Source organism: Amycolatopsis sp. NPDC104775, assembly GCF_055583325.1.
In genome coordinates this window covers 942,738-967,429 of record NZ_JBVJOE010000002.1, presented here as the reverse complement: position 1 = coordinate 967,429, position 24,692 = coordinate 942,738, and the positions used below count along the sequence as shown (strand labels likewise).

The following is a 24,692-nucleotide window of genomic DNA, read 5'->3' as shown; positions in this document are numbered from 1 at the left end:
CTTCCCTCTCAAGCAGGAAACCCAGACCGAGCGGATACGCCGAAGTCGGCGAGCAAGGCCTGTCCGTTCACCGTCCGCGCCCGCGCGGAAGCCAGATACACCACTTGCTGGGCGACGTCCTCGGCCGCCTGCACCGGAAATCCCGGTGCGTCCAGCAGATCCCCCAGATCCCCGCGCGCCATCGGCGTATCGACCACCGACGGGCACACGCAATTGACCCGGACGCCGTCGAATTCGACCGACAGCGCCCGCGTCATCGACACCACCGCGCCCTTCGACGCGCAGTAGGGCACCATCCCCGGCGCGCACACGAAGGCCGAATCGCTGGCGAGGAAGACGATCGAACTCCCGTCTCCCAGCCACGGCCGGGCGTGCTTCGCGACCAGGAACTGCCCCAGCACGTTCACCGCCAGCACCGACGTGAAGTCCTCGGCGCTGGTTTCGGCGAGCGGCCGTCCGACCGGTCCTGATATCCCAGCGCAGCCGACTACCACGTCAATCCCGCCGAACGACTCCGCCACGAGCTGCACCGCCGCGGCGACCTGCGCCTCGTCGGTGATGTCCGCCCGCGCCGCGACGACGTCCCCGGGCAGCGACGGCGGCCGGACCCGGTCCAGGACGCCGACCCGCGCGCCCTCTTCCAGGAACGCCCGCGCGCAGGCCAGCCCGATGCCCGACGCGGCACCGGTGATCAGCACGGCCTTGCCGGAGAGATCGAGTCGCATCCGGCAATCGTGCAGCAACGGCCGCCGCGGGGATTGGCAACGAGTGCATCCTTGTTGTCAGCGACCGCACGACCCCCGCTGCCCGGCTACCGCTGCCCCCGGGCCACCGCGAACACTGCGGCGAGGAGCGCGAAGGGACACCATGAGCAACGCACACCCGCACCCCCTTGACCCGCTGACCGCCGACGAGCTCGCCGCCGGCCGGGCGGTGCTGGAGGCACAGGGGCTGATCACCGAGACGACCCGGTTTCCGCAGGTCCTCCCGGTGGAGCCGGACAAGGCCGCCGTGCTGGCCGGAGCCCCGGCCGACCGCCGGATCCAGTTCACCCTGCTCGACACCGCGACCGGCGAATCGGCCGACGCGGTCGTCTCGGTGACCGCCGGGGAGCTGGTCAGCCACGAGAAGTGCGGCGAGGGCCAGCCTCCGTATCTCTTCGAGGAATATGACCTGGCCGAGGCCATCACGAAGGCCTCCCCGGAATGGCAGGCGGCGATGCACCGCCGTGGCCTCGGCGACCGCATCGAGCACGCGTTCTGCGCCCCGCTCGCTCCCGGCTATTTCGGCCGCGAGGACGAGACTGGCCGCGTCATCCGTTCGCTCACCTTCCTGCGCGAAGACAGCACCGACAGCCCCTGGGCGCATCCCGTCGAGGGCCTCGTCACGCACCTCAACCTCACTGAGCAGCGCGTGCTCCGGGTCGAGGACGAGGGCGACGCCGCTGTCCCGGAGGACTCCGGCCGTTACGGCCACCATCCCGCGCGCACCACGCTCAAGCCGATCGAGATCACCCAGCCGGAAGGCCCGAGCTTCCAGGTCGACGGCTCGCTGGTGACCTGGGAGGGCTGGCAGCTGCGCGTCGGCTTCAACGCGCGTGAAGGCCTCACCCTGCATCAGCTGACCTTCCAGGACCGTTCGGTGCTATATCGCGCGTCGGTGCCTGAGATGGTTGTTCCCTACGGTGATACATCAATCGGCCGGTTCTGGATCAGCTACTTCGACGCTGGCGAATACCTGCTCGGCAAGAACGGCAACAGCCTGCGCCTCGGCTGCGACTGCCTCGGCGTGATCCACTATTTCGACGCCTTCCTCGCCGACGACCACGGTCAGCCGGTGCGCGTGCCGAACGCGATCTGCATGCACGAGGAGGACTACGGAATCCTCTGGAAGCACACAGATCTCGACGGCAAGGCCGAGGTCCGCCGCTCGCGCCGGCTGGTGATCTCATCGATCTCCACCATCGGCAATTACGACTACGGCTTCTTCTGGTATCTCTACCTCGACGGCACCATCGAATGCGAGGCCAAGGCAACCGGCATCGTCTTCTCCGGAGCCGCCGAGCCGGGGTCCGCGCAGCCGCACGCGTCCGAGATCGCGCCTGGCCTGTTCGCACCGGTGCACCAGCACCTGTTCTGCGCCCGGCTCGACTTCGCCGTCGACGGCCAGCGCAACTCGGTGTACGAAGTGGACGCGGTCGGCATTCCGATCGGCGACGAGAATCCGTATGGCAACGCCTTCACGTGGAAGGCCACGGAACTGCGCACCGAGCAGGAAGCGAAACGGCACGCGAACCCGGCGGCAGCGCGGGTGTGGGAGGTGCGCAGCACCGAGCACACGAACCGGCTCGGCGCGCCGACCGCCTACCAGCTCGTGCCGCGACCGTCGGCAACCCTTATGGCACAACCGGAATCGTCGGTGTACCAGCGCGCAACCTTCGCCACGAACCACCTATGGGTCACGCCGTACGCGCCGGACGAACGCTTCCCCGCCGGCGACCGGCCCAACGCGCACCCAGGCGGTGCTGGCCTGCCCGCGTGGACAGCAGCCGACCGCTCCGTCAACGACACCGACGTCGTGCTGTGGCACGTCTTCGGACCGACGCACATCCCCCGTCCGGAGGACTGGCCGGTGATGCCGGTCGACTACTCCGGATTCATGCTGCGCCCCTACGGGTTCTGCGACCGGAACCCGGCACTCGACCTGCCCTCGGCCGCCCACGGCCACTGTGAACACTGAGGAAGGCTCCATGCCCGCGACCAATCTGTCCGACACCTCCACCTGGCTTCCGCTCGACGGTCTCGCTCCCGGCTTCGACGCCAACAAAGCGGCCACTGTGGACGATCTCGACAACCAGTCGTTCACTTTGGACTGTGCTGATGGCGGCGCGTTCTCGATCAGCTTCTCCGGCGGCCAGGCGTCCTGGGACGAAGACGGCACCACCGGAGAGACCGCGTCCGAGACATTCCTCGTGGACGCTGGACTCTTCTACGTGCAGTTCCACCCAGGCGCGGAAACCTCGTACAGCCTGCTGCTGGACGTGCGCCAGGGCCGTGCGCTGCTCATCACGAGCACCATCGGCGACGGACTTCCCCGGGTGACACAACGGTTCCGTCCCGCGACCATTCAGGGCCGCGAGGCGCACGGCGAGGAAATCGCGCCCAGCACGGCGTTGATCGGCCGCCGCGTGCAGTGGGTTTACAGCGAAGAGCACGCGTACGAGCACGTCTACCTCACCCCGCACTGGTACAGCTGGCAGTGCCTCTCCGGTCCGGAGCGCGGGCTCGCCGACACCGACGAGAATTCTGTCTACCAGATCCGGCCGGGAATCTACGTGTTCACTTGGCGCGAGAAGGTCATCCCGTGCGCCTCGGTGACCGTCGCAGACCACCGCAACGTGCGGGAGCTGCGTTCGCACGGTTCGCTGTTCGGGCTCGCGGAAGATGGCAAGACGCCGACGCACTTCACCTTCGGCGCATACGGCCGTCTGCTCAGCAACACCGTTTATTCGCCGAACTACGACCCTGCTGGACAGTGACCCGTGGCGCCTGAACTGCTCCTCACCAACGCCACTGTGTACACAGTGGACGAAGACCGGCCGTGGGCGACCTCGCTCGCGGTGGAGAACGGCCGGATCACCGCCGCTGAGGCTGGTCCGGACACCGAGGTCGTCGATCTCGGCGGCGCGTTCGTGCTGCCGGGGTTCGTGGACGTGCACAGCCACCATGCCCTCGCCGGGCGGGAATTGTTCGAACTGCGCCTGGAAAGCGGCTCGGGTCTCGACGAAATCCTCGCTGCGGTAAGGGAATGGTCGGCGAAGCTCGGTCCGGACGAGTGGGTGGTCGGCGGGGCCTGGCCGTCCACTTTGGCCACCGAGCTCGGCCACGACTCCGTGCGGCGCGCCTTGGACGAAGCCGCGGGCGGACGGCCCGTGGTGCTGATGGAGGACAGCCGGCACAACCGGTGGGCAAGCAGCCGGGCGCTGGAACTGGCCGGGATCACCGAGTCCACTCCGGACCCGGCGGGCGGCACGATCCACCGCGACCTGGACAGCGGCGCACCGACCGGCCTGCTCATCGAGACCGCAGGCCTCGCAGTGGAGCGGGCGATGAGGGACACCCGCACGCTCACCGCCGAGCAGCACGCCGAAGCGTCGCGGCGGGCGATCGAAATCCTGCACTCGTACGGCATTACGGCGTTTCAAGACGCCGGGGCGACGCTGGATATCCTCGCCGCGCTGAAAACGCTGGACGACGCGGGCGAACTGGCCGCGTGGGTAGTGTCGTCAATGCTGGTGAACGACCCGATCTTCGGCGCGGACCCGATCGGCAAACCGTTGCTCGACCGCGCCGCGGCGTACCGCAGCGAGCACCACCGGCCGGACTTCGTGAAGATCTTCCTCGACGGCACGCCGCCCGCGCACACCGCGGCGTTCTTGGAGCCGTACCTGCACCATGAGTGCTTCTGCGGCGACACCACGATGCCGCCCGAAGAACTCTCCAGCTGGCTGGACGTCGCGGCCGCGGCTGGGCTTTCCGCGAAAATCCACTGCGCGGGCGACGCGGCCGTCCGGGCCACTTTGGACGCTGCCGGTGCCCTGCGCGCCCGCGGCGACTACACGACGAAAATCCAGGTGGCGCACGGACAGTTCATCCACCCGGACGATCTGGAACGATTCGCGACACTCAACGTGTCGGCTGATATCTCACCGTTCCTGTGGGTTCCCGGCGTGATCCCGGACGCCATCGCGCAGGTGATCCCGGCCGAACGCGCGGCGCGCATGCAGCCGAACCGGGCGCTGCTGGACACCGGCGCACTGGTCGCCGGGGGTTCGGACTGGCCGGTGAGCGAATCCCCGAACGCCTGGGAAGGCATCGAGGGCCTGATCACGCGGCAGGACCCGTACGGCAGGCATCCGGGAAGCCTGTGGCCGGAGCAGGCGATCACCCTGGCCGAGGCGATCCAGGTGTTCACGCTGAACTCGGCGCGGGCTTGCGGGCTGGACGACGTGACCGGCTCGCTGACGCCGGGAAAGTCGGCGGATTTCGTGGTGCTGGACCAGGATCCGTTCAAGACCCCGGCGAACGAACTGGCCGGGATCACGGTGCGGGAGACGTGGTTCGGCGGCAAGCGGGTGTTCGCGCGAGATTGAGGGTTGTGCGGGGCGGTACCGGTTCTGACCGGACTCGTCCCGCACGACCCCTGCGGCGCGTGCGGGGCTTTTCCCCAACTCGCGCTTGCTGTGGACAACCTGGCTGAGGGGGCCGGGAGTGTCGGTGGGGGCGGATAGACTGGGCAAGGGCCGTCCCCCCGAGGTGGGCGGGGGTTTGCTCCGCGGGGGCATGGGCAAGGAACACCAATCCGCGACAGCGCGGCCGTGCCGTGACAGCACGGTGGCCAAGCGACCGAGCAGCCCAGCTGCCAAGCGACTGAGCAGCCGAGCAGCCCAGCGACGCCGAGCTGCCAAGCGACCGAGCAGCCCAACTGCCAAGCGATCGAGCCACCGAGCCACCGAGCCACCGAGCCACCGAGCCACCGAGCCACCGAGCCACCGAGCCACCGAGCCACCGAGCCACCGAGCCACCGAGCCACCGAGGGATGATGCCCGTCCAGAACCGCACCCCACAACCGCCCGCCACCGAGGACTTGAGGGCGTGGCAATCGCAGTGAGAACCGCGATCGCCACGCACGAATCCCTCACCCCAGCATGAACTCCGCCACCCGCTCCCCCATCAGCACCGCGGGCGCGTTCGTGTTCCCGCTGATCACCCGCGGCAGCACCGAGGCGTCCGCGACCCGCAGGCCGGACACGCCGCGCACCGCCAGCGTCGGGTCCGTCACCGCCAGCTCGTCCGTTCCCATCCGGCAGGTGCCGACCTGGTGGTGGTAGGTGATCGCGGTGCGGCGGACGTACTCCCGGACGTCCGCCGGTCCCGGGTACAGCTCTCGCGCGCCCCACTCTTCGGCCAGTGCCGGGGCGCGGCCGATCGACCGGCATTGTTCTACCGACGCGACCAGGCTCTCGAAATCCGCCGGGTGGGCGAGGGCGGCGAGATCGATCAGCGGCATCTCGGCCGGATCCGCGCTGCGCAGCCGCAGCGTTCCGCGGCTTTGCGGCGTGATCATGCCCGCCATCAGGGAAAACCCGGTCGGCGGTCCGGTCATCCACGGTTCGTACATCGGCACGCTGAAGTGGATCGGCTGGGTGTCGGGCACCGGCAGTCCCGGGCGGCTGCGCCAGAACAGGTGCGTCTGCGTCACCGAAAGCCCGGTCCGCGGCGGGGCGACCTCTCGCCGGTCGGTGGCGAAGATGACCGGCGACAGCAGGTGGTCGTGCAGGTTCTCGCCGACGCCCGGCAGGTCCGCGACGACGTCCAGGCCCAGCGCGGCGACGTCGTCGGCTGGGCCGATTCCGCTGCGCAGCAGGATCGCCGGGGACGCCAGCGCGCCGGCGGCGAGCACGACCTGGTCGGCGAACAGCGATTCCAGTTTGCCGTCGATCTCCGCCTGCACGCCGATGCAGCGATCGCCGTCGAAGAGCACCCGATGCACTAGCGCACCGGTGTGCACGGTCATCTGCCCGGCGACCGGTTCGGCGTAGCAGAGCCAGGTGTTGCGCCGCCGTCCGCCGGTCATGGTGACCTGCTGCACGGAGATGCCGTCGAGGGTGCCATCGTTGTAATTGTCGTTGAACGGCAGGCCGATTTCCTGCGCGGCGTCCACAATGGACTGCTGGATCGGCTGCAGCGGGTCGTGCCGTTCCAGGTCGAGCAGGTCGCGTTCGATCCGTTCGTACACCGGGCGCACGTCGTCCCAGGACCAGCCGGGCAGGTCCCAGCCGTCGTAGTCCGCCGCCGCGCCGCGGACCCAGATCATCGCGTTCAGCGAATGCGAGCCGCCGAGCACTTTGCCGCGCGGCAGGTGCAGCCTGCGGTTTCCGGCGTGCGGCTGCGGCACCGTGTAGTAATCCCAGTCTTCCGCGCCGTGCCACAGTTCCGCCGCGCGCGACGGGTCGTGGATCGCCGCGTTCGTGTCCGGTCCGCCCGCTTCCAGCAGCGTCACCTTCGCGCCCGCGTCGACCAGCCGCCGGCACACCACCGAGCCCGCCGAACCCGCACCTGCCACGATCACGTCCATGTGCTGATCCTGACCGGTCCCCCGGCTCCGCCCGGAATTGTCTTCACTCGCCGACAACGGGCGTGCCCTCGCGGACAAGACCGCTCGCCCGCCGCGCGCCGATACTCGGGAGCGACCAGAAGATCGGGACTAGGGAGCACCATGGCGACACGCCTGTTCATCGACGGTCAGTGGACCGAGGCCGGCGGGGAGCCCATCCCGACCCGCGATCCGGCCACCGGCGCGGTTCTCGAAGACGTCGGGACGGCAACGCAGGCCGACGTCGACGCCGCGGTGGCCGCCGCGCGTCGCGCGCTGACGTCGCCGGAGTGGGCCGGGCTCGCGCCGGTGCAGCGGGCGAAACTGCTGTTCCGCCTCGCCGACCTCGTCGACGAACACCACGAGGAACTCGCCGCGCTGGAAACCCGCGACCAGGGCCAGCCGATCGGCATCTCGCGCCAGGTGAGCGTCACCGGCGCGGCCGAGCACCTGCGGTACTTCGCCGGCTGGGTCACGAAAATCCAGGGCACCACGAACCCGGTTTCGTTCCCGGACACCCTGCATTACACGCGCCGCGAGCCGGTCGGCGTCAACGCGCTGATCACGCCGTGGAACTTCCCGCTGATGATCCTCGTGTGGAAGCTCGCGCCCGCGCTGGCCACCGGTAACACCGTGGTGATCAAACCCAGCGAGGTCACGCCGCTGACCAGCATCCGGCTGGTACAGCTGACTGAGCGGGCTGGTATCCCAGCGGGCGTGGTCAACCTGGTGACCGGCGACGGTCCGGTGGGCGCGATGCTGAGCTCGCACCAGGACGTCGACCACGTCTCCTATACCGGTTCCACCGCGGTCGGGAAGCTGATCACCGCGGCGAGCGCGGAATCCAACCTCAAGCGGCTGACCCTCGAACTCGGCGGCAAGGCCCCGAGCATCATCGCCGCGGACGCCGACCTGGACGCCGCCGTCGCGGGCAACCTCGCCGGCGCGACGCTGAACACCGGGCAGGTCTGCGCGGCGTACACGCGGTTCTACGTCGACCGCAAGCGCGAGCAGGAATTCGTGGAGAAGATGGCCGCCGGACTCGCCGGACTGCGGGTCGGGCCGGGTCTGGACGAGACGACGCAAGTCGGGCCGCTCGTGTCGGACAAGCACCGCAGGCACGTGGCGAACCTGGTGGCCACCGGCCGTTCCGAAGGCGCGGACCTGATCACCGGGGGTTCGGAAGTAGACCGCGAAGGCTACTTCTACCAGCCGACGCTGTTCGCGGGCGTCACGGACACCATGACGATCATGCGGGAGGAAATCTTCGGCCCGGTGCTGGCGGTGACACCTTACGACGACCCGGACGAGCTGGTCGCGCGCGCGAACGACACGCAGTACGGCCTCGCCGCGACCGTGTGGACCCGCGACATCCGTACCGCGCAACGCTATGCGGACGGGATCCGCGCGGGTGCGGTATTCGTGAACATGCCGCCGATTCCGGACATGGCCGCGCCGTGGGGTGGTTACAAGGCATCGGGCTGGGGCCGCGAAATGGGTCCGTGGGCGCTGGACGCGTACACCGAAACGAAAGCTGTTTGGCTGCACTACGGTTACTGAACGCTTCCGGGGCTCGGCGGGCCAGACCGCCGAGCCTCGTTCAGCGGGCCAGTTCGGCCAGCGACAGCAGCAAATGCGCCGACTCCGGGTACCAGATGTCCGAATGCGCCCCGGCTGGATTCCACCACCGCCCGCGCCGGAACCGCCAGCCCGACTCGACGTTGACGATCCGCCGGTCCATTTCGGACCGTGAATACTCCGCTGTCACCTTGTGCAGCACGGTGTTCGCGATCTCGTCGGCCGGGGCTTTGACGCCGATGTTCCCGATCCCCCGCACGCCCTCCGCGAGCCGATGCCACAAGCCGGTGGCGCGATCGAAGCGGGAACGGGTCAGCACGATCGGTCCGTTGATCGGGGCGTCGCGCAGCACCGGCGCGAAACGGCTGGTGAAAATGTCCGGCCGGGCCGCCATCTGAAAGACCAGCAGAGTGTCCACAGTGTAGGGATAACGCGGATCCGCCCGGTCCCAGCCGAGCACCGGCGGGCCGTCCCCCGCCGCGGACTGCACCGCTTCCAACACGAACCGGCCGCCGAAGGAATGGCCGACGCAATGCAGGTACTGGCCGGTGACGGTCCGCAAACTCGGCGCGTTGCCGGGCAATTGACGTTCCGCGTTGAGATAGCCGAGCAGTTGGCCGAGCGCTTCCGCGGCCCGCCCGTCGGTGGTCATCTTGTGCGCACGATCGCGGATCCGCCGGTAGCCGGTGATAAACGGGTTGCTCATCGAAGGCCAGCGCACCATGACGTAAAACCCTTGCCACGCACCGATTCCTTCGTAAGACCCGTCCGCGTAGCGTTCTTCCAGCAGGCCGAAGAACTGCCGGGCTCGCCGGTCGGCGGTTTCCCGGTTGTTCTGCCAGCCGTGCACGAACACGACGATGTCGGTGGCCGTCTCCGGAACTTCCAGCCACCGGGCCAGAAAGCGCGGCGTCGCCTCGGCCGGCACCGGGTTTCCGGTTTCCGGGTCCACGAAATCGCCGTGCTCGTCGAGGTCCAGGATCACCGGTTCGGTCACGGTCGCCCTTCCTGCCACAGATGCACGTCGATCCCGCGGTACAGCGAAAACATCAGCCCGAGCGGATTGTGGTGTTCGTCGGCGAACGTGCGCGCCAGCGAACGCACGATGTCGCCCAGTTTCGCGCCCGAATCGATGAATTCGGTGAACAACCGCCGCGAATACTCGCACGCGAACGCGGGAGGCAGGTCGATCTGCGGTCCGATCAGGCAGCGTCCGCCGTTGCCCAGCAACGCTTTTCCGAACGCCGAGTAGAACGCCGACGTCACCTGCCCGCCCTGGCACGCCCCGACGTAAACGAACGGCCGCGTCGGCAGCGGCGCTTCCGCCAGCCACGCGATCAAGTCGGTGCCGTAGATCCGTTCGCCGTCGCCGAGCTTCAGATACGGCTGTTCGACCAAGCCACCGGAGCCGCTCACCTTGCCGTGACAGCCGAAATACGTGACGTGGTCGGCGAAATCGCGGCTGCGGAAGTGCGCGGCCAGCGTTTTCTTGTCGGGCCGCAGCACCACTTCGGCCCGGCCGTGGAAGAAATCGACCACCGGCGCGATGTACGGCGTGTCCGGGAACTGGCGGTCCACGCCGTGGTCGACGTTGAGCCCGACCACCGGTTTGCCACCGTCCACAGTGATCCGCGCGTCGAAGTCGTCGACCCGGGAGAAGGTGTGCTCCACGACGTGCCGGTAGCCCCAGAACCCGGCGAGCGACCAGTTTTCTTCCTCCGGATACTCGTCCGGCTGCCGCGGCGACGTGTACAGCATTCCCCACGGCACGATCAGGCTGTCCGATTCGATGCTGATCACGTTCTCGCTCTCGGCGAGCGCCAGTTCCAGCAGCGCCCGGATCCGCCGCAGCCCGCTGTCGGGACCGGCGAACAGCAACCGGTACATCAGGTAACCCGCGTCGGCGAGCGCGAAACCCGCGCGCCGCAACAGTTCCGGACGGCCGGACAGATCCCAGCCGTCGGCGAACGGGTGCCGGCGCGGGCCGCGTTCGGTCCGCTCGGCGAGGTCCACGACGTGCCGCTGCCACGTTTCGCGGAGGATGTCGATCCGGGAGTTCAGCTCGCCGAGGCTGTGCGCGATCCGGCCCTGGTAGCCACCGCCGCCGTCCTCGGGGAACGCGCTGCCCCACGCTTGCACGATCAGCCCGGGCGCCCCGGGGAATTCCAGGAACCGCAGGTTGACCGTCCGCGCCCGGTTGTACGGCGGCACCGCGACACGGCTCAGCCCGGCGGTGTTGTCGACGGTCACCTCGGCGCTCAGCTGTCGGGTCATGACGGCACCTCCACCGGCAGCGCGGCCGCGATTTCCAGGAGCAGCTGGGCGTCGTGCTCGCGGTAGATCCGGAACACCAGCCGCAGCGGCCCCGGTGCGAGCGGGACGACGTCGAATTCCGCCGGATCCCGCAGCCGGTCGCCGGTGATCCAGCCGATCCGCGACATCGGCTGGGCCACGCCGGGCGGGGCGTCGAGCAGCACCCGGACCCGCACCACCCCGGCGGGTTCGGCCGCGGGTTCCTTGCGCCGCACCGAAACCGCGACTCGCACCACCTTCCCGACGACCACCGGGGCGTCGGGGAGGCATTCGACGGTCGCCGCCAGCAAGCCCGGCTCCGGCGGCGGGGCGTCGTCCGGAGGTCTCGCCTCGTTCCTCCGCCACCCTTTCCAGACCACGCGCCGAAGGCGGAGCGGGTCCGGATCCAGCTGCTCGGGCCGCACCGGGTAGCCGACCCGGCCGGTACGCCAGGTAGCGGGCCGCGAATCCGCCCGCCGGGAATCGACGCGGCGCGAATCGGCCCGGCGCGAGTCGACCCGGCGGGAATCCGCTCGGCGGGAATCGACCCGCCGGGAATCCGCCCGGCGCGAGTCGACGCGCCGGGAATCGACCCGCGCGCTGAGCACCGTCCCGTAAACCCCCTCAATAGGTGCCACCATGTCGTAGTCCACGTCGGTGAGCTCCGGCGCGTCGGCGGCGACCGGCTCCCGGAACCGCACCGAAATCCGCTCGGAAAGGAAGTCTTCCCCGTTCAGCGGTCCGCGAAGACTGACCAGCCCGCTCTCCGCGTCCACGATGTCCACCAGCAACCGCAGCCGGCCCAGCACGGCCTCGTTCCGCTGCGCCGCCGCCAGAGTCACCGCCGAGCCCAGCGCTTCCCGCGTGGCGCCCAGATTTCCCACGCGGTACGCGGAAAACGCGGCGTCCACCGCGGCCTCGATGCCCAAGTGCTGCCCGATCGGCGTCCGGGAGAGTTCGGCCGGGTCGTCGGTCAGCCGCACGGAGACGGTCTCCGCCTCCGACCGCGCGGAGCCTTGCTGCACCCACATCGCGGCCAGTTGATGCTCGTGCCCGACCGGCAACCTCGACGGCACGAGCAGACTCAACGCGTAATTCCTCGTTTCCCCCGCGCCCCATTGCCCGAGATCGAGCACCAGATCGCTGAACTGCCGCTGTGGCAAGGGCAGCGGCAGTTCCGTCGGAGCCAGCTGGTCGACCCGGTACACCACGCACCCCGGCGAATCCCGCACGAACAGCCGCACCGGGCCGCCGTCGCCGGCCGTGACCGTGAACTTCACGGTCATGCTGGAAATCCGCGACGGCAGGGAGCGCGGATGATGCACCACGACTTTCGGGGCCGAAACCGGTCCCGGCACCTCGAGGCCGCGCACCCGGCTCGCGTGCTCCCGCAGCATCGACCACGCCCGGTTCGCGTGCTCCCAGTAGATGTGCGCGAGATCGTGCTTCACCTGACGCAGATCCGGCAGCCGCCTGGCGGACGCGGGATCTTCGGCCGCCAGCCGCAGCAGCGGTTCGCCAGCCAGCGCGGTGAGGCGATCCTGCTCGTCCTCGGCCAAGTCCAGCTCGCCGAGCCGGGACCAGGCGGCGACGGCTTCGTCCAGGCTCGGCAGCTCTTCCTCCGGCCCGGTCGCGGCGAGCGCCCGCACCGCACCGGCCCGCGCGGCGAGGTTGGATCCCCCGCTGGCCGCGGGCACTTCGTCCAGAACCGCGGCCGCGCCCACGCGGTCGCCCAGCGCGAGCCGGCTCCGGGCGAGCCCGAAGGCCGCCGCGACCATGTCCCGGTCGCGCACCCACACCGCTTCGTAGTACCGCGCCGCATCAGCGCCCAGCAGTTCCGCGCAGAAACCCAAGGCCAGCAACGGTGCCAGCTCACCTGGCACCAGCCGCGCGCACTCGCGGAACCGGCCTTCGGCCTCCTCGACTCTTTCATCCTCCAACGCCAGGACAGCACTGCGCCAGCCCTCGGCGATTTCTTCGCGAGCGGCCGGAAGCACGGACGGCAACGCGGCCACCGCGTCCTCGTGCTTCGGCACGCCGTCGGCACGCAGCGGAGGCCCGTCCGCCCAGGCATCCCACTCGGGCACGCCGAGCCCGGCCGCGACAGGTCCGCCGGGCTCGCCGAAGACCTGTGACTCAGCTGGATGCGGCAGGCGAGTGCGCTCGCTGAGCAGTTGCCGCAAGACTCCGCGCAGCTGTTCGGCCATGTCCTCGGCGGTGGCGAACCGGTTGGCGTAATCCGCGGTCGCGCGGTCGATCAGGTCCTCCAGCATTCTCCGGCCGAGACCGCCGGAGAACCCGGAACACGCCCGCAGCAGTTCCCCCATGGTCCGGCCGACCGAATAGAGATCCGAGCGGACGCTGAGGCCTTCGCGTTCCAGCTCGGCCCGCGAAGGCTGATAGCCCGGGGTGCCGACGATCGCGCTGTCCCGGTCGTTCTCCCGCCGCACCGAGCCGAGATCGACGAGCGTGATCCGATCGCCGTCCTGCAGCACGTTGTCCGGTTTCACATCGACGTACAGCAACCCCTGTTCGTGCAGGTAGCCGACAGCATCGAGCAACTGCAGCCCGTACGCGGCGACGTGCTCCGGACGCAGCCGCTTCGCGCGCTGGAACACTGTCCGCAGCGAAATCCCGCGCACGTACTCCATCACCAGATATCCGGTGGGCTGGCCGGTTTCCGGGTCCGGATGCTCGACGTGCGAGAGGGTGCGGACAACGTTCGGATGGTCCAATTCCAGCAGTTGCGGGACGACGGCGGATTGCGCGGCGGCCAGCGCACCGCCGCGGTCCCGTTCGCTGATCAAGGTCTTCAGCACCACGAACCGGCCGCCGTCGGCCTGGTCGCGGGCGAGGTAGATCCAGCTGAACCCGCCGTGCGCGAGGCAGCCGAGCACCGCGTACCGGTCCGCGACGACCGTGCCCGGTTCCAGGGTCGGCAGGAAGGTGAACGGGGTGCCGCAGTGCACGCAGTAGCCGCGCACCCGGCCGGGCCGCCCGGCCTCGCTCCGGCCCACCGGATTGCCGCATTCCACGCAAAACCGGTGCCGCTCCGGCAGCGCCGCGTCCGTCAGCACGGCGTCGAACGGGTCCGGCGGGACCGCTTTCGGCAGCGCGACCCGCAGGTCGCCGGCGACCGGCGGCGGCAGCGCGCCGGTGCGGACGAGGAGTTCGTCGAGCCGGTCCTCGACCGCCGAATCGTCGGTCACCCATTCGCGCAGCTGGGGGAAGTACGCCAGCACGGTGTCCGCCGGAACCAGCCGCACCGCGTAGTCCACCACCACGATGCCGAGCAGCCGCCCGGTGGCGCGGTCGAACGCGGGACAGCCGGACAGATCCGGATCGAGGCGGCCCTCCAGCAGAGTGAGCGGCACGCGTTCGCCCTCGGCCGCACCCGTGGTGGCGCGCACCCAGATGCCGTAGCCGAGGCGGAGCGGGAGACTGTGGATCCGGACTTCCCGCCCGGGCTCGACCTTTCGCCGGAGCGTGGCGCCGTGCGGCACCGGAGTGTCCAGTTCGAGCAGCGCCAGGTCGCCGCGCGCGCCCGCGAGCGGCGGGACCAGCCCGGCCAGCGCCGCGAGACCGGCCGATTCGACCCGGAAGGCGGTTTCGTCGCGGGCCGCCCGGGAGCAGGTCAGCACGTACCGGCCGCCGATCAGCACGCCCGCGCCGAGGAGGCGGCCGTCGGCAGCGTAGATCCGCGTCTGCCCCGTATTCCACCCCAGATCAGCGGCCACGAGGTAAAACCTTACCCGGGGACGGCCGCCGGGTCGTTCGGTTCGGGCAAAGCCTTCCGGTTACCCGGCGCGCAGGGTCGCCCTCCCCGAATGGACGTATCGCGCCCGGCCGGTGCCGTCGTCGCCGAGGAAGACCAGCGGCAGGTGGATCCCGCCCTGCGCCTCGCGAAGGATCAACGTGTCGCCTTCGAGCAGGACCAGTTCGGATTTGCTCGCGGAGCCCAGCTCCGCGACTGTCCCTTTAGGACGTTGTTCCAGCCAGACCCGGCCCTCTTCGTCCTGGGAGACCACGAGATCGGCGACCGAGCTGGCGTAAGTGCCGAGATACCGGTCGGCGGCGAACGGCCGCGGCTCGGCGGGCGGCCGGGGCGGCGGCGACACCTCGACGCCTCCGAATTCCTTGAGCAGCGCGGGAACGAGGTCGGCGTACAGGCTCATCGCGTCGCCGCCGTTGGTCAGCAACGCCACCACCAGCTCGCTTTCGGGAACCAGTCGGAGGAACGCCGCCTGGCCGATGGTGTTGCCGTCGTGGCCGTAGACCTGGCCAGCCGGGGTGTCGAACAGTTCCCAGCCGAGCCCCCAGGCGTCGCCCATGATGCCGAGCGGCGGAAGGCTGACCTGCCGCTCCAGCATCGCCGCGGCGCTCTTCGCGCTCAGCACTCCGGCTCCGCCGGAAAGGTGCATGCGGGCGAAGGAGAGCAAATCCGCCGCGGACATCGCGAGCGACGACCCGGCCGGACCATTGGACCGCAGCATCGACCAGAACGGCGCGGGCACGAGCCCGGCGCCCGCTTCGGGTTCGAGATGCCCGATCGCGGCGCGGAAACGGATCGCGTCATTGGCGTTCGGCGAAAACTGCCGGAGGTTCAGCGGAATGGCGAGGTGTTCGCGAAGGCAGTCCTCGTAATGCTTGCCGCGCAGCACTTCGACCAGCCGGCCGAGGACGACATACCCGGCGTTGTTGTAGGAGAACATTTCCCCGGGCGGGAAAAGCCGGGCGACGCCGTCGAGGGTCGCGACGAACTTCTCCACCGCGTCGTCGCCGGGACCCGTGTCGGTGAACAGGTCGCCCTCGAATCCGGCGGTGTGGCTGAGCAGCTGGCGCACGGTGATGCCCGCGTCGCCCAGCTTGGCCTCGGGGAGGTACTGCCGGATGGGGGCGTCGAGGTCGACCAGGCCCTCGTCCACGAGCTGCAGGACGAGGGTGGCCGTCCAGACCTTGGTGATCGAGCCGATTTGGAATACCGAATCGGCCGTGGCGGTGACGCCGGTGCCGAGGTTCAGCACCCCGGCGGCCGCGGTGGCCGTCTCGTCGCCGACGGCCACTGCGAGCACGGCGGCGGGAACGCGGTGGTGTTCCAGCAGGGCGGGAAGTTCCTGGTCCAGCCGCGTGCGGAGAGCGTCGAGCTTGTCCATCCCGGGAAGGTAGCGCCGCGCCGAGGCGGAAAGTTCGTCTCAGCCACGGAAAAACCCGCGCTCGCCTGGAGCGCCGGACGAACGTCTCAGATCAGCACTTCCCCGTCCCGCGCCACGACCCGGCCGCCCGCGATGACCAGCGACCGCACCGGCACCCGGGTCAGCGCGTCCGGCACGTTCTCCGCCGCCACGAGCACGACGTCCGCCCGGCAGCCCGGCGCCAGATCATGCCGGTCCCGGTCCACGAACGACGCCGCCCGCCGCGTCGCCAGTTCCACCGCCGCGGTCAGTTCCTCGTCCGTCCGCAGGCCGTGCAACCGGGCGAACCCGAGCGCGATGCGCAGCAGGTCGCCGTCGCCGTACGGAGACCAGAGGTCGCGGATTCCGTCCGTGCCGAGGCCGACCGGCACCTCGCGCGCGGACAGCTCAGTCCAGGGCAGCGGAGCCGTCCGCACCGGCGCGACGGTCGCCAGCGAAATGCCCGCCTCGGCGATCCGGTCGAGCAGAGCGGCCTGGCGCGCCGGGGGAACCTCGCCGAGCGCGAAGCCGTGCGACACGGTGACCTTGCCCTGCAGCCCGGCGCGCACCGTCCGGTCGGCGATCAGCTCGTACTGGAACGCGCCCAGCTCGCCGCCGTCGTGCAGATGGATGTCGAGGCCGACGCCCCGCCGTTCGGCGATCTCGAACAGCCCGTCGAGCTGGCCGACCGGGTCCCGGTCGATGCCCGCCGGGTCGAGACCGCCGATCCGGCCCGCGCCCGCCGCCGCGGCCTCGTCGAGCAGCTTGAGCACGCCGGGCCGCCGCAGCACGCCGTCCTGCGGGAAGGCCACGATCTCGACCTCTACCGCGCCGCCCAGCCGCTGCGCGGCCTCCCGCACGATTTCGATGCCGCGCAGGCCGAGCCCCAGGTCGACGTCCACATGGCTGCGCGCCGCGGTGGTGCCGTGCCGCAGAAACTCGCGCAGCACTGTCTCGGCGACCTCGACGCTCGGGATCCCCAGCGCGTCCCGCTCGGCCCGCTCGTGCGCGATGCGGCCTTCGGTGGTCGCGACCCCGCCGTAGGACACCCACGGCTTGCCCCACCAGCTCTTGTCGACGTGCGCGTGCGAGTTGACGAACCCGGGCAGCGCGAGCAGGCCCGCGCCGTCGATCCGCTCGCCTTCGACCGGGGCCGAACCCGCGGGCCGGACGTCGGAGATGCGGTCGCCTTCGAGGACGAGGTCGGCCGGGGCGCCGCCCCACGGGCGCACGCCGGTCACAGTGAGAGAAGCCATGTTAATGGTATACCAAATTTGAGCAGGGAGTGCCCGTGAGCCTGGCCCTGACACTCCCAGGACCGAGGGGTACTGGCCGCGCTGCGCGGCGGGCCGCACCATGGACGGCAGCCGCGACCGCGCGGCACGAAAGAAGGGCGGAACATTGACCGACAACCTCCCCGGCGGGACGTTCACGTTGGCCGGGCACACCGTCGCCCGCCTGGGATACGGCGCGATGCAGCTGGCCGGCCCCGGCGTCTTCGGGCCGCCGAACGACCGCGACGAGGCGCTCGCGGTCCTGCGCACGGCCGTCGAACTGGGCGTGAACCACATCGACACCGCCGACTTCTACGGGCCGTACGTGACGAACGAACTGCTCCGCGAAGCGCTCGCGCCCTACGACGGGCTGCAGATCGTCACCAAGGTCGGCGCGGTGCGCGACGACAACGGCGGCTGGATCCACGAGCGTTCGCCCGAGCAGCTGCGCGAACAGGTGGAGTCGAACCTGCGCAACCTCGGCGTCGAGGCGCTGGACGTGGTGAACCTCCGCGTCGGCGGCGGACCGGACGGGCACTCGCCGGTGCCGGGTTCGCTGGCCGAACCGTTCGGCGCGCTCGCCGAACTGCGCCAGGAAGGCAAGATCAAGGAACTCGGCGTGAGCGTGGTCGACGCCGAGCAGGTGGCCGAGGCGCAGTCGATCGCGCCGGTGGTCACCGTGCAGAACTGGTACAACGTCGCGCACCGCGGGGACGAGAAGCTGATCGCATCCCTTGCCGCGCAGGGTATTTCCTACGTCCCGTTCTGGCCGCTCGGCGGGTTCAGCCCGCTGCAGTCCTCGACGTTGGACGACGTCGCCGCCCGGCTCGGCGCCAGCCCGAAGGCGGTCGCGCTGGCCTGGCTGCTGCACCAGTCGCCGAACATCCTGCTGATCCCCGGCACCTCGTCGGTCGCGCATTTGCGGGAGAACGTCGCGGCGGCCGATCTGGAACTGCCCGCGGACGTCCTGGCCGAATTGGACACTATCGCCGGCTAACGACAGATCCGGGGTGCTGGCCGTCCGGCTCGCGCACGGTCAGCACCCCGCTGCACCACGGAAAACCTGGCGAAAGTTTCCGATGAATAGCTCGCGAATTCCGTTCGCTTGATTAACCGACGAAGGACGGGTGCGGCCGAAGTCCAGGCGCGATTAGCGTGATCGGCGGCAGTTTCCGCCACGCTAAGGAGAAAACGCGCCGATGAACGTCAAAACCGCCTGCGCCGCGATTCTCGCCGTCGCCGGGCTGATCGCCGCCCCGGCCACGGCCTCGGCGGCCGAGTTGCCCAGCTACGACCAATGGCAGGCCGACGTGCGCGAAGCCGTCGGCCCGGCCATTCCGTGGCTGACCGACCGGGTCGCGCGAGGCGGGTCCGGACTGGCGATCGTGCTGGACATCGACAACACCTCGCTCGAAACCGAATACCACCCCGGCGAGCCGAACCGGCCGGTGCTCGCGGTCGCTCAATGGGCGGACCAGCACAAGGTGTCCGTCTTGTTCGTCACGGCGCGGACCAGTTCTTCCTCGGCGCGCACGCAGTTGAGCGACGCGGGCTATCCGATCGACGCGATCTGCACTCGAAAGTCCGGCGAGAGCACCGCGAAGGGCAAGCAGCGCTGCCGCGCCGAACTGACCGGCCAGGGCTACACGATCACGGCGAACATCGGGAACCGGTCCACCGACCTTGAGGGCGGGAACTACGAAAAGGGCTTCAAGCTGCCGGATTACGACGGCCAGCTTTCCTAGCTCGTGAGTGGGGGGGGGGGGGGGGGGGGGGGGAGGAAGGCCCGCACCACCCCCCCCCCCCCCCCCCCCCCCCCACCCCCCCCCTCCCCCCCCCCCCCCCCCCCCTCCCCCCCCCCCTCTCCCCCCCCCCCCCCCCCCCCCCCCCCCCCCACTCACGAGCTTTACCGGCTCAGCCATTCCGCCAGCCCGACCTTCCCCCGCCACGCTCCTTCCGCGGGCACCAGGCTGTCCTTGCCCAGGAGCGTCCCGAAGTACTTCGCGTCCGGGTCGGTCACCACCTCGCGCGGGTCTTTCCGCGCGGTCAGCACCCGCCGGATCCATTCGTCCATCGGCAGCACGTCCGGACCGCCGATCTCGACGATCCCGCCGACCGGCGGCTCCTCCGCGGCCCGCGCGACCGCCACCGCGACGTCCTCCGCCGCGATCGGCTGTGTGCCGCCGTCGGAAAGCCGCACCACGCCGTCCACCGTCGAAGTGTCCGCGATCGCCACCGCGAATTCCAAGAACTGCGTCGCGCGCACGATCGTGTAGGCCAGACCGCTTTCCCGGATCAGCTTCTCCTGCGCGGCCTTCGCGCGCAGATACCCGGAATCCGGCAGCTCGTCGGTGCCGACGACAGACAGCGCGACGAAATGGCCGACCCCGGCTTCGCGCGCGGCCCGCACCAGATTCCCGGTCGAGCGCTGGAAGAACTCCAGCACGTCGTCGTCCGCGAACGACGGCGAGTTCGACACGTCCACCAGCACGTCGGCGCCCCGCAGCGCGCCGGGCAGTCCTTCGCCGGTCAAGGTGTCCACGCCGGTGCTCGGCGCGGCAGCCACCACCTCGTGCCCTTCCAGCAGCCGCACGACCTGCGAACCGATCCGCCCGGTCCCGCCGATGACGACGATCTTCATGCCCGTTCCCTCCGTTTCCGCCGCGGCCGTTGCCGCGGGCGTCGCCAGTCAGGACCGGACAGCGCGCCGATTTGTGACACCCCGGCCCGCTAAGCTCGCGAAGGCCCGCCAGAAGCAGGAAGGAACGCGCCGCCGATGGACGAAATCGCCGAGGCCGCCTCGGTGTTCGCACAGGTCCGGCCGCGGCTGTTCGGGATCGCCTACCGGATGCTCGGCAGCGTCGCCGACGCCGAGGACCTCCTGCAGGACGTCTGGCTGCGCTGGCAGACCTGCGACCGCTCGGCCGTCCGCAACCCCGGCGCGTTCCTGGCCACCACCACGACCCGGCTGGCCATCACCGCGAGCCAGACCGCGCGCGCCCGGCACGAAACCTACGTCGGGCCGTGGCTGCCCGAACCCGTCGACACCTCCGCCGACCCGCAGCTCGGCGCCGAGCGGGCCGCCGCGCTCGAGGTGGCTGTGCTGTTCCTGCTGGAGAAACTGCCGCCGACGGAACGCGCGGCGTACGTGCTGCGCGAAGCGTTCGATTATCCGTACCAGCAGATCGCCGACATCGTGCAGACCACCGAGGTGAGCGCGCGCCAGCTGGTCAGCCGCGCGCGCAAACACCTCGCCGCGGAACGCCGGACGCCGGTCGAACCGGCGGAACAGCGGCGGCTGCTCGCGGCGTTCGTGGACGCCGCACGCAGCGGAGACCTGGCGACGCTGGAGAAACTCCTCGCCGAGGACGTCGTCAGCTACTCCGACGGCGGCGGCGCAGTTCGCGCGACGCGGATCCCGGTGTTCGGCGCGGTCACGGTGGCGAAGTACGTCCGCGCGTTCGCCGACCGGTTCTGGCCGGGCACCGAGGTGCGCTGGAGCGAGGTCAACGGCCAGCCCGCGGCAGTGGTGAGCAACGGCGGGACGGTCACCGCGGTGCTGACCGTGTCGGCGTCGGCCGAGGGCATCCACCGCGTGTTCTGGCTGATGAACCCGGCCAAGCTCGGGGCGTACGCCGCCTGAGCACGGGGTACCCGGCGGGGATGAAGCGACCCGGTCCGGTGCGCTGGCTGCACTATGTCTACGGCGGGGTACTCCCCGAGGAGTACCGCGAGTGGGTGCTGCACGACGCGACCGCGAAAACCTGGGTGCTGCGCTTCGTGTTCCGGATCTTCGTGGAGGCGCTGCCGTGGCTGATCGCGGGCTACGTCGTGCTCACGCTGGTCACGCCGATGCCCGCGGGGCTGATCGTCGCCGCGCTGCTGATCAGCCTGCTGCTGAGCCTTTTCCTCACCGTCACCAGTGCCGACGAACTCGCCGAAGTCCGGCTCGCCAAGCATGGTTTCCCGCGTGGCACCGGGAAAGAAGTCCGCAAACGCCGCGGCGGCGCGTCCACGTGGCCGTGAGGCGCTTGCCGGACGCGTAACCCATAGGTTACGCTTTTGCCGTGGATCTGGCCGCCAGCGCGATCGCCGACCCGGTGCGGCGGGACATCCTGGCGCTCCTGCGGCACCAGCGGCTGCCCGCCGGGGAGATCGCCGCGCGGTTCGCAATCAGCAGGCCCGCGGTGTCGCGGCATCTGCGCGTGCTGCGGGAAAGCGGACTGGTGCGGGACGAACTCGTGGGCAGGCAACGGTTTTACACCCTCGCCCCGGAAGGCTTCGCCGAACTCGCCGCCTGGCTCACCCAGCTGCTCGCCCCGCCCGCCTGGCAGCAGCGGCTCGACGCACTCGAAACCGAGGTCCACCGCACCCGCCGCGAACGCCCTCGGAACCCCGTTTCCGGAGAGGAACACACCGCATGAAGCCCGTGCCCACCGCCACCGCGCACCGCCTCGCCGAGGGCATCGACCTCGTTCTGCCCCGCACTTTCCGCGCCCCGATCGACGACGTGTGGGCCGCGCTCACCGAACCGGAACGCACCGCACGCTGGTTCGGCCCCTGGGACGGCGAGGGGGCACCCGGTCGGATGATTCGCGTCCAGATGGTGTTCGAGGAGGGGGAACCCTGGATAGACCTCCGCGTCGACGCCTGCGAGCCCCCGCGCCGGCTGGCTGTTTCGTCCACCGACGAATCCGGGGCCTGGCGGATGGAGCTGCTGCTGGAGCCCCAGGGCGCGGCGACCGAACTCCGGCTGGTGCACCACCTGGACTCCGCGGGCAAGATCCGGGACGCCGGGCCGGGCTGGGAGTACTACCTCGACTTGCTCACCGCCTCCTTCGACGGCGCCCCGAAACCGGACTTCGCCGACTATCACCCGGCGATGACGCCCTATTTCACCGAATTGGCCGGAAAGTTTTCCTGACCGGACGTCAATAGTCCACTTCGGACAGTCGGCCGCCGAACGAAATGTCGTTGAGCGGCCCCGACTTCCCCGTTCGGCTGACAGTCGCGGCCGGCCAGGAATCGCGCGCCCGACTGCCCGGCGTTGTGCGGCATATGGAGTACACTGCTGTACCAGTTACTTTCAGTAGTCCCGCGTGACGAGGTGTGGGCCAGTCCGGTGGGAGGTGCACGGTGGACGCGACACTGGGCAGCACGCTGGTCGCCGACGCGGACGAGGACGAGCGCACCGACGCTGAACTCCTCGCCGCCGTACGCGCCGGAGATTGCCAGGCCGGCGGGGAATTGTTCCGGCGGCACGTCACGCTGATGCGCCGCGTCGCCGCCGGTTTGGTGCGCCAGCAAGCCGAACGCGACGACCTGGTCGCCGAAGCCTTCGCGCGCGTGCTCAGCACGGTCGCGGCGGGCGGCGGCCCGGAGTCGAACGCGCCGGCGTATCTCGTGGCCACGATGCGTAATCTCTTCGCCCGCTGGAGCCGCCACGAAAACCGCATCGATCTCTACGCGACAGTCCCGGAACCGGTGACTCTCGACGGCGGCGCCGACGAACTCGCCGTCATGCGCTCGGAAGACCGCTTGGTGTGGTCGGCCTACCGCACCCTGCCCGGCCGCTGGCGAACCGTGCTCTGGCGCATGTCGGCAGAGGGCGACACCCCAGCCGAACTCGCGCCGGTGCTCGGCGTTTCCCCGAACGGCGTCGCCGTGCTCGCCCGCCGCGCCCGCGAGGGACTGCGGCAGGCGTACCTGCAAGTCCAAGTGCCCGACGCGAAACTGCCGCAGTGCCAGGAAGTCCGCCGCCGGATGGGCGCGTGGCTGCGCGGCACCCTGCCCGCCCGCCGCGCCGGAGTACTGGCCAGCCACCTCGCGTCCTGCGAACCCTGCCACGCGGTGGCCGCCGAACTGGCGGAGGTCAACCGCGAACTGCCCCGGATGGCGGGCTGCGGCGATCCGGCGATCCCGGGGCCTCGGTAGCGAGCCTCAGGGCGGTTCGGGTGGGGGCGAACTGGTCGTGGCTGAACCGGCTGAGGCCGACCGCGAACCGCCCTGGAGGGCGGGCTGCGGCGGCCCGGCGATCCCGAAGCCCCGCTAACGAACTTCCGCGCGACCCGGCACCCGCGGAACCAGCTGAGGCCGACCGCGAACAGCCCTGGATAGCGGGACCCGGCAATCCCGGAACCCCGCTAGCGAGCCCCCGGCTACCCGGGTGCGGGCGAACCGTTCGCCGCAGAATCAGCCGAGGCCGATCGCAAACCGCCCAGGAGGGCGGACTGCGGCGATCAGGCAATCTCGAAGCCCCGCTAATGAACTTTCCGCGCGACCCGAATGCGGGCGAACCACCCCGGATGCCGCCGCGCCGCCGATCGCCAGGCGAGCCTCGCGACAGCGAGGGCACACCGCCGGGCCATCCCGCAGTTCCAAAGAGGTCCGATCAGGTTGGCCGCGAAGACAAACCGGTCAGCCTCGGCCGAGCGACGGCGAAACTCCACCGCACGACCGGACATCCGCCGCACCACGCGCCGGTGCGAATCACCCCGAAACCCCGCTGGCCAGATTCCGCGTGATCAGGTTGATCGTAAAAGCAAACCGGTCATGCCCCGCACCAGAAGTCAACTCCGCCGCGTACTGCCGCGTGTGCGGGAACTTCTCCTCCGGCAGCGCGGTGAACCGGTCGATCAGTTCCTCCCGGCTGAGCACCCACTCCCCGCCGTGCTGCTGCCGTTGTCGCATCAGCGACTGTTCCCAGGCATACGCGGTGACGTAGAGCGTGAGCGAATCCCGCGCCCACGCCGCAGTCTGCGGTTCGATCCCCCCAGCCAGCAGGATCGCCAGAATTCCCTCGCTGACCCGCAGCGTCTCCAGGTGCGTCGGGACCATCGCGAGCGCGGCGCGGGACACGCCCGGGTACTTCAGGTACAGATCCCGGATCTGCCCGTAGACGTCCAGCACCTGCTGCCGCCAGGTCGCCGCGTCCGGTTCGGGCAGTTCGATCTGTGCGCAGAGCCTTCCGATGAGCAGATCGTCGAGGTCCTCTTTGTTGACGATGTGCGCGTACAGCGACGACGGGCCCGTGCCGAGCACTGCGGTGACCCGGCGGACGGTCAGCGCGTCGTAGCCCTCGGTGGCGATGACCTGCAGCGCGGCGTCGGTGATCCGGTCGACCGTGATGGGTTCTTTCCGCGGTTTGGGCGCGGCCTCGGCGCTGGTGGACGCGTGCCGGGCGGCGCGGCGTTCTCGGGGAGCAGCGGGCATGCCCGTCACT

General features: G+C 70.1%; 20 protein-coding genes. 11 read left to right on the top strand and 9 right to left on the bottom strand.

From position 1 onward, the window contains the following. Positions 1 to 8 precede the first annotated feature (8 nt). Positions 9 to 725, bottom strand: coding sequence for an SDR family NAD(P)-dependent oxidoreductase (locus tag ACZ63D_RS13155; RefSeq protein ID WP_465354507.1), 717 nt, complete (start codon positions 723 to 725; stop codon positions 9 to 11). Between the two features lie 142 nt (positions 726 to 867). Between ACZ63D_RS13155 and ACZ63D_RS13150 the strand changes: the two genes are divergently transcribed. Genes ACZ63D_RS13150 through ACZ63D_RS13140 form a run of 3 tightly spaced genes read left to right on the top strand, consistent with a single transcriptional unit; the run spans position 868 to position 5,152 of the window. Beyond that, positions 868 to 2,739, top strand: a complete 1,872-nt coding sequence (locus ACZ63D_RS13150; protein WP_465354506.1) for a primary-amine oxidase — start codon at positions 868 to 870, stop codon at positions 2,737 to 2,739. A 10-nt stretch (positions 2,740 to 2,749) separates the two neighbouring features. Beyond that, on the top strand, positions 2,750 to 3,538 hold the full coding sequence (locus ACZ63D_RS13145) for a MoaF C-terminal domain-containing protein (protein ID WP_465354505.1): 789 nt from the start codon (positions 2,750 to 2,752) through the stop codon (positions 3,536 to 3,538). A gap of 3 nt (positions 3,539 to 3,541) precedes the next feature. Further along, the gene (locus tag ACZ63D_RS13140) at positions 3,542 to 5,152 is read left to right on the top strand and encodes an amidohydrolase (protein WP_465354504.1); all 1,611 of its coding nucleotides are present in this window, start codon (positions 3,542 to 3,544) and stop codon (positions 5,150 to 5,152) included. 545 nt (positions 5,153 to 5,697) lie between these two features. On the opposite strand, the gene ACZ63D_RS13135 is transcribed toward ACZ63D_RS13140, so the two are convergent. Next, the gene (locus tag ACZ63D_RS13135; protein WP_465354503.1) at positions 5,698 to 7,137 is read right to left on the bottom strand and encodes a GMC family oxidoreductase; all 1,440 of its coding nucleotides are present in this window, start codon (positions 7,135 to 7,137) and stop codon (positions 5,698 to 5,700) included. 141 nt (positions 7,138 to 7,278) lie between these two features. Here ACZ63D_RS13135 and ACZ63D_RS13130 point away from each other — a divergent pair, with 141 nt between their 5' ends. After that, positions 7,279 to 8,715 (top strand): aldehyde dehydrogenase family protein, encoded by a 1,437-nt coding sequence (locus ACZ63D_RS13130; protein ID WP_465354502.1) that lies wholly within the window; start codon positions 7,279 to 7,281, stop codon positions 8,713 to 8,715. A 40-nt stretch (positions 8,716 to 8,755) separates the two neighbouring features. Here ACZ63D_RS13130 and ACZ63D_RS13125 read toward each other — a convergent pair whose 3' ends face one another. From ACZ63D_RS13125 to ACZ63D_RS13105, 5 genes are all read right to left on the bottom strand, one after another. Beyond that, positions 8,756 to 9,730, bottom strand: coding sequence for an alpha/beta hydrolase (locus ACZ63D_RS13125; RefSeq protein ID WP_465354501.1), 975 nt, complete (start codon positions 9,728 to 9,730; stop codon positions 8,756 to 8,758). After that, positions 9,727 to 11,007 (bottom strand): hypothetical protein, encoded by a 1,281-nt coding sequence (locus ACZ63D_RS13120; protein WP_465354500.1) that lies wholly within the window; start codon positions 11,005 to 11,007, stop codon positions 9,727 to 9,729. The genes ACZ63D_RS13125 and ACZ63D_RS13120 overlap by 4 nt, the downstream gene beginning before the upstream one ends. Next, on the bottom strand, positions 11,004 to 14,762 hold the full coding sequence (locus ACZ63D_RS13115) for a serine/threonine-protein kinase (protein WP_465354499.1): 3,759 nt from the start codon (positions 14,760 to 14,762) through the stop codon (positions 11,004 to 11,006). The genes ACZ63D_RS13120 and ACZ63D_RS13115 overlap by 4 nt, the downstream gene beginning before the upstream one ends. 60 nt (positions 14,763 to 14,822) lie before the next feature. After that, a complete protein-coding gene (locus ACZ63D_RS13110) occupies positions 14,823 to 16,178 on the bottom strand; it encodes a serine hydrolase domain-containing protein (RefSeq protein ID WP_465354498.1) in 1,356 nt (451 codons plus the stop codon). 86 nt (positions 16,179 to 16,264) lie between these two features. Beyond that, positions 16,265 to 17,452, bottom strand: coding sequence for an amidohydrolase (locus ACZ63D_RS13105; protein WP_465354497.1), 1,188 nt, complete (start codon positions 17,450 to 17,452; stop codon positions 16,265 to 16,267). 100 nt (positions 17,453 to 17,552) lie between these two features. On the opposite strand from ACZ63D_RS13105, the gene ACZ63D_RS13100 reads away from it, so the two are divergent. Together ACZ63D_RS13100 and ACZ63D_RS13095 are read left to right on the top strand one after the other, a co-directional pair. Beyond that, positions 17,553 to 18,467: an oxidoreductase gene (locus tag ACZ63D_RS13100; RefSeq protein ID WP_465354496.1), complete on the top strand. Its 915-nt coding sequence runs from the start codon at positions 17,553 to 17,555 to the stop codon at positions 18,465 to 18,467. Between the two features lie 202 nt (positions 18,468 to 18,669). Next, complete coding sequence (locus ACZ63D_RS13095) at positions 18,670 to 19,215, top strand: HAD family acid phosphatase (RefSeq protein ID WP_465354495.1); 546 nt, start codon at positions 18,670 to 18,672, stop codon at positions 19,213 to 19,215. 161 nt (positions 19,216 to 19,376) lie between these two features. On the opposite strand, the gene ACZ63D_RS13090 is transcribed toward ACZ63D_RS13095, so the two are convergent. Further along, positions 19,377 to 20,111, bottom strand: a complete 735-nt coding sequence (locus ACZ63D_RS13090) for an SDR family oxidoreductase (RefSeq protein ID WP_465354494.1) — start codon at positions 20,109 to 20,111, stop codon at positions 19,377 to 19,379. A gap of 135 nt (positions 20,112 to 20,246) precedes the next feature. On the opposite strand from ACZ63D_RS13090, the gene ACZ63D_RS13085 reads away from it, so the two are divergent. The 5 genes from ACZ63D_RS13085 (at position 20,247) to ACZ63D_RS13065 (ending at position 23,404) form a co-directional block, all read left to right on the top strand. Beyond that, entirely contained in the window at positions 20,247 to 21,113 is an 867-nt protein-coding gene (locus ACZ63D_RS13085; protein ID WP_465354493.1) for an RNA polymerase sigma-70 factor, read from the top strand. A 20-nt stretch (positions 21,114 to 21,133) separates the two neighbouring features. After that, complete coding sequence (locus ACZ63D_RS13080) at positions 21,134 to 21,496, top strand: DUF5313 family protein (protein ID WP_465354492.1); 363 nt, start codon at positions 21,134 to 21,136, stop codon at positions 21,494 to 21,496. 41 nt (positions 21,497 to 21,537) lie between these two features. Further along, positions 21,538 to 21,894: a metalloregulator ArsR/SmtB family transcription factor gene (locus ACZ63D_RS13075; RefSeq protein WP_465354491.1), complete on the top strand. Its 357-nt coding sequence runs from the start codon at positions 21,538 to 21,540 to the stop codon at positions 21,892 to 21,894. Then, entirely contained in the window at positions 21,891 to 22,394 is a 504-nt protein-coding gene (locus ACZ63D_RS13070; protein WP_465354490.1) for an SRPBCC family protein, read from the top strand. Before ACZ63D_RS13075 ends, ACZ63D_RS13070 begins: the two co-directional genes overlap by 4 nt. 212 nt (positions 22,395 to 22,606) lie before the next feature. After that, positions 22,607 to 23,404, top strand: a complete 798-nt coding sequence (locus ACZ63D_RS13065; protein ID WP_465354489.1) for a sigma-70 family RNA polymerase sigma factor — start codon at positions 22,607 to 22,609, stop codon at positions 23,402 to 23,404. Between the two features lie 555 nt (positions 23,405 to 23,959). Here the strand turns inward: ACZ63D_RS13065 and ACZ63D_RS13060 are convergent. Continuing rightward, positions 23,960 to 24,682 (bottom strand): TetR/AcrR family transcriptional regulator, encoded by a 723-nt coding sequence (locus ACZ63D_RS13060; RefSeq protein ID WP_465354488.1) that lies wholly within the window; start codon positions 24,680 to 24,682, stop codon positions 23,960 to 23,962. Positions 24,683 to 24,692: the final 10 nt, after the last annotated feature.

What these genes read in the sequence shown, in the direction of transcription:
- ACZ63D_RS13155 (WP_465354507.1), bottom strand. Translation starts at nt 725, where the DNA reads ATGCGACTCGATCTCTCCGGCAAGGCCGTGCTGATCACCGGTGCCGCG.
- ACZ63D_RS13150 (WP_465354506.1), top strand. Translation starts at nt 868, where the DNA reads ATGAGCAACGCACACCCGCACCCCCTTGACCCGCTGACCGCCGACGAG.
- ACZ63D_RS13145 (WP_465354505.1), top strand. Translation starts at nt 2,750, where the DNA reads ATGCCCGCGACCAATCTGTCCGACACCTCCACCTGGCTTCCGCTCGAC.
- ACZ63D_RS13135 (WP_465354503.1), bottom strand. Translation starts at nt 7,137, where the DNA reads ATGGACGTGATCGTGGCAGGTGCGGGTTCGGCGGGCTCGGTGGTGTGC.
- ACZ63D_RS13130 (WP_465354502.1), top strand. Translation starts at nt 7,279, where the DNA reads ATGGCGACACGCCTGTTCATCGACGGTCAGTGGACCGAGGCCGGCGGG.
- ACZ63D_RS13120 (WP_465354500.1), bottom strand. Translation starts at nt 11,007, where the DNA reads ATGACCCGACAGCTGAGCGCCGAGGTGACCGTCGACAACACCGCCGGG.
- ACZ63D_RS13110 (WP_465354498.1), bottom strand. Translation starts at nt 16,178, where the DNA reads ATGGACAAGCTCGACGCTCTCCGCACGCGGCTGGACCAGGAACTTCCC.
- ACZ63D_RS13105 (WP_465354497.1), bottom strand. Translation starts at nt 17,452, where the DNA reads ATGGCTTCTCTCACTGTGACCGGCGTGCGCCCGTGGGGCGGCGCCCCG.
- ACZ63D_RS13100 (WP_465354496.1), top strand. Translation starts at nt 17,553, where the DNA reads ATGGACGGCAGCCGCGACCGCGCGGCACGAAAGAAGGGCGGAACATTG.
- ACZ63D_RS13095 (WP_465354495.1), top strand. Translation starts at nt 18,670, where the DNA reads ATGAACGTCAAAACCGCCTGCGCCGCGATTCTCGCCGTCGCCGGGCTG.
- ACZ63D_RS13090 (WP_465354494.1), bottom strand. Translation starts at nt 20,111, where the DNA reads ATGAAGATCGTCGTCATCGGCGGGACCGGGCGGATCGGTTCGCAGGTC.
- ACZ63D_RS13085 (WP_465354493.1), top strand. Translation starts at nt 20,247, where the DNA reads ATGGACGAAATCGCCGAGGCCGCCTCGGTGTTCGCACAGGTCCGGCCG.
- ACZ63D_RS13080 (WP_465354492.1), top strand. Translation starts at nt 21,134, where the DNA reads ATGAAGCGACCCGGTCCGGTGCGCTGGCTGCACTATGTCTACGGCGGG.
- ACZ63D_RS13070 (WP_465354490.1), top strand. Translation starts at nt 21,891, where the DNA reads ATGAAGCCCGTGCCCACCGCCACCGCGCACCGCCTCGCCGAGGGCATC.
- ACZ63D_RS13060 (WP_465354488.1), bottom strand. Translation starts at nt 24,682, where the DNA reads ATGCCCGCTGCTCCCCGAGAACGCCGCGCCGCCCGGCACGCGTCCACC.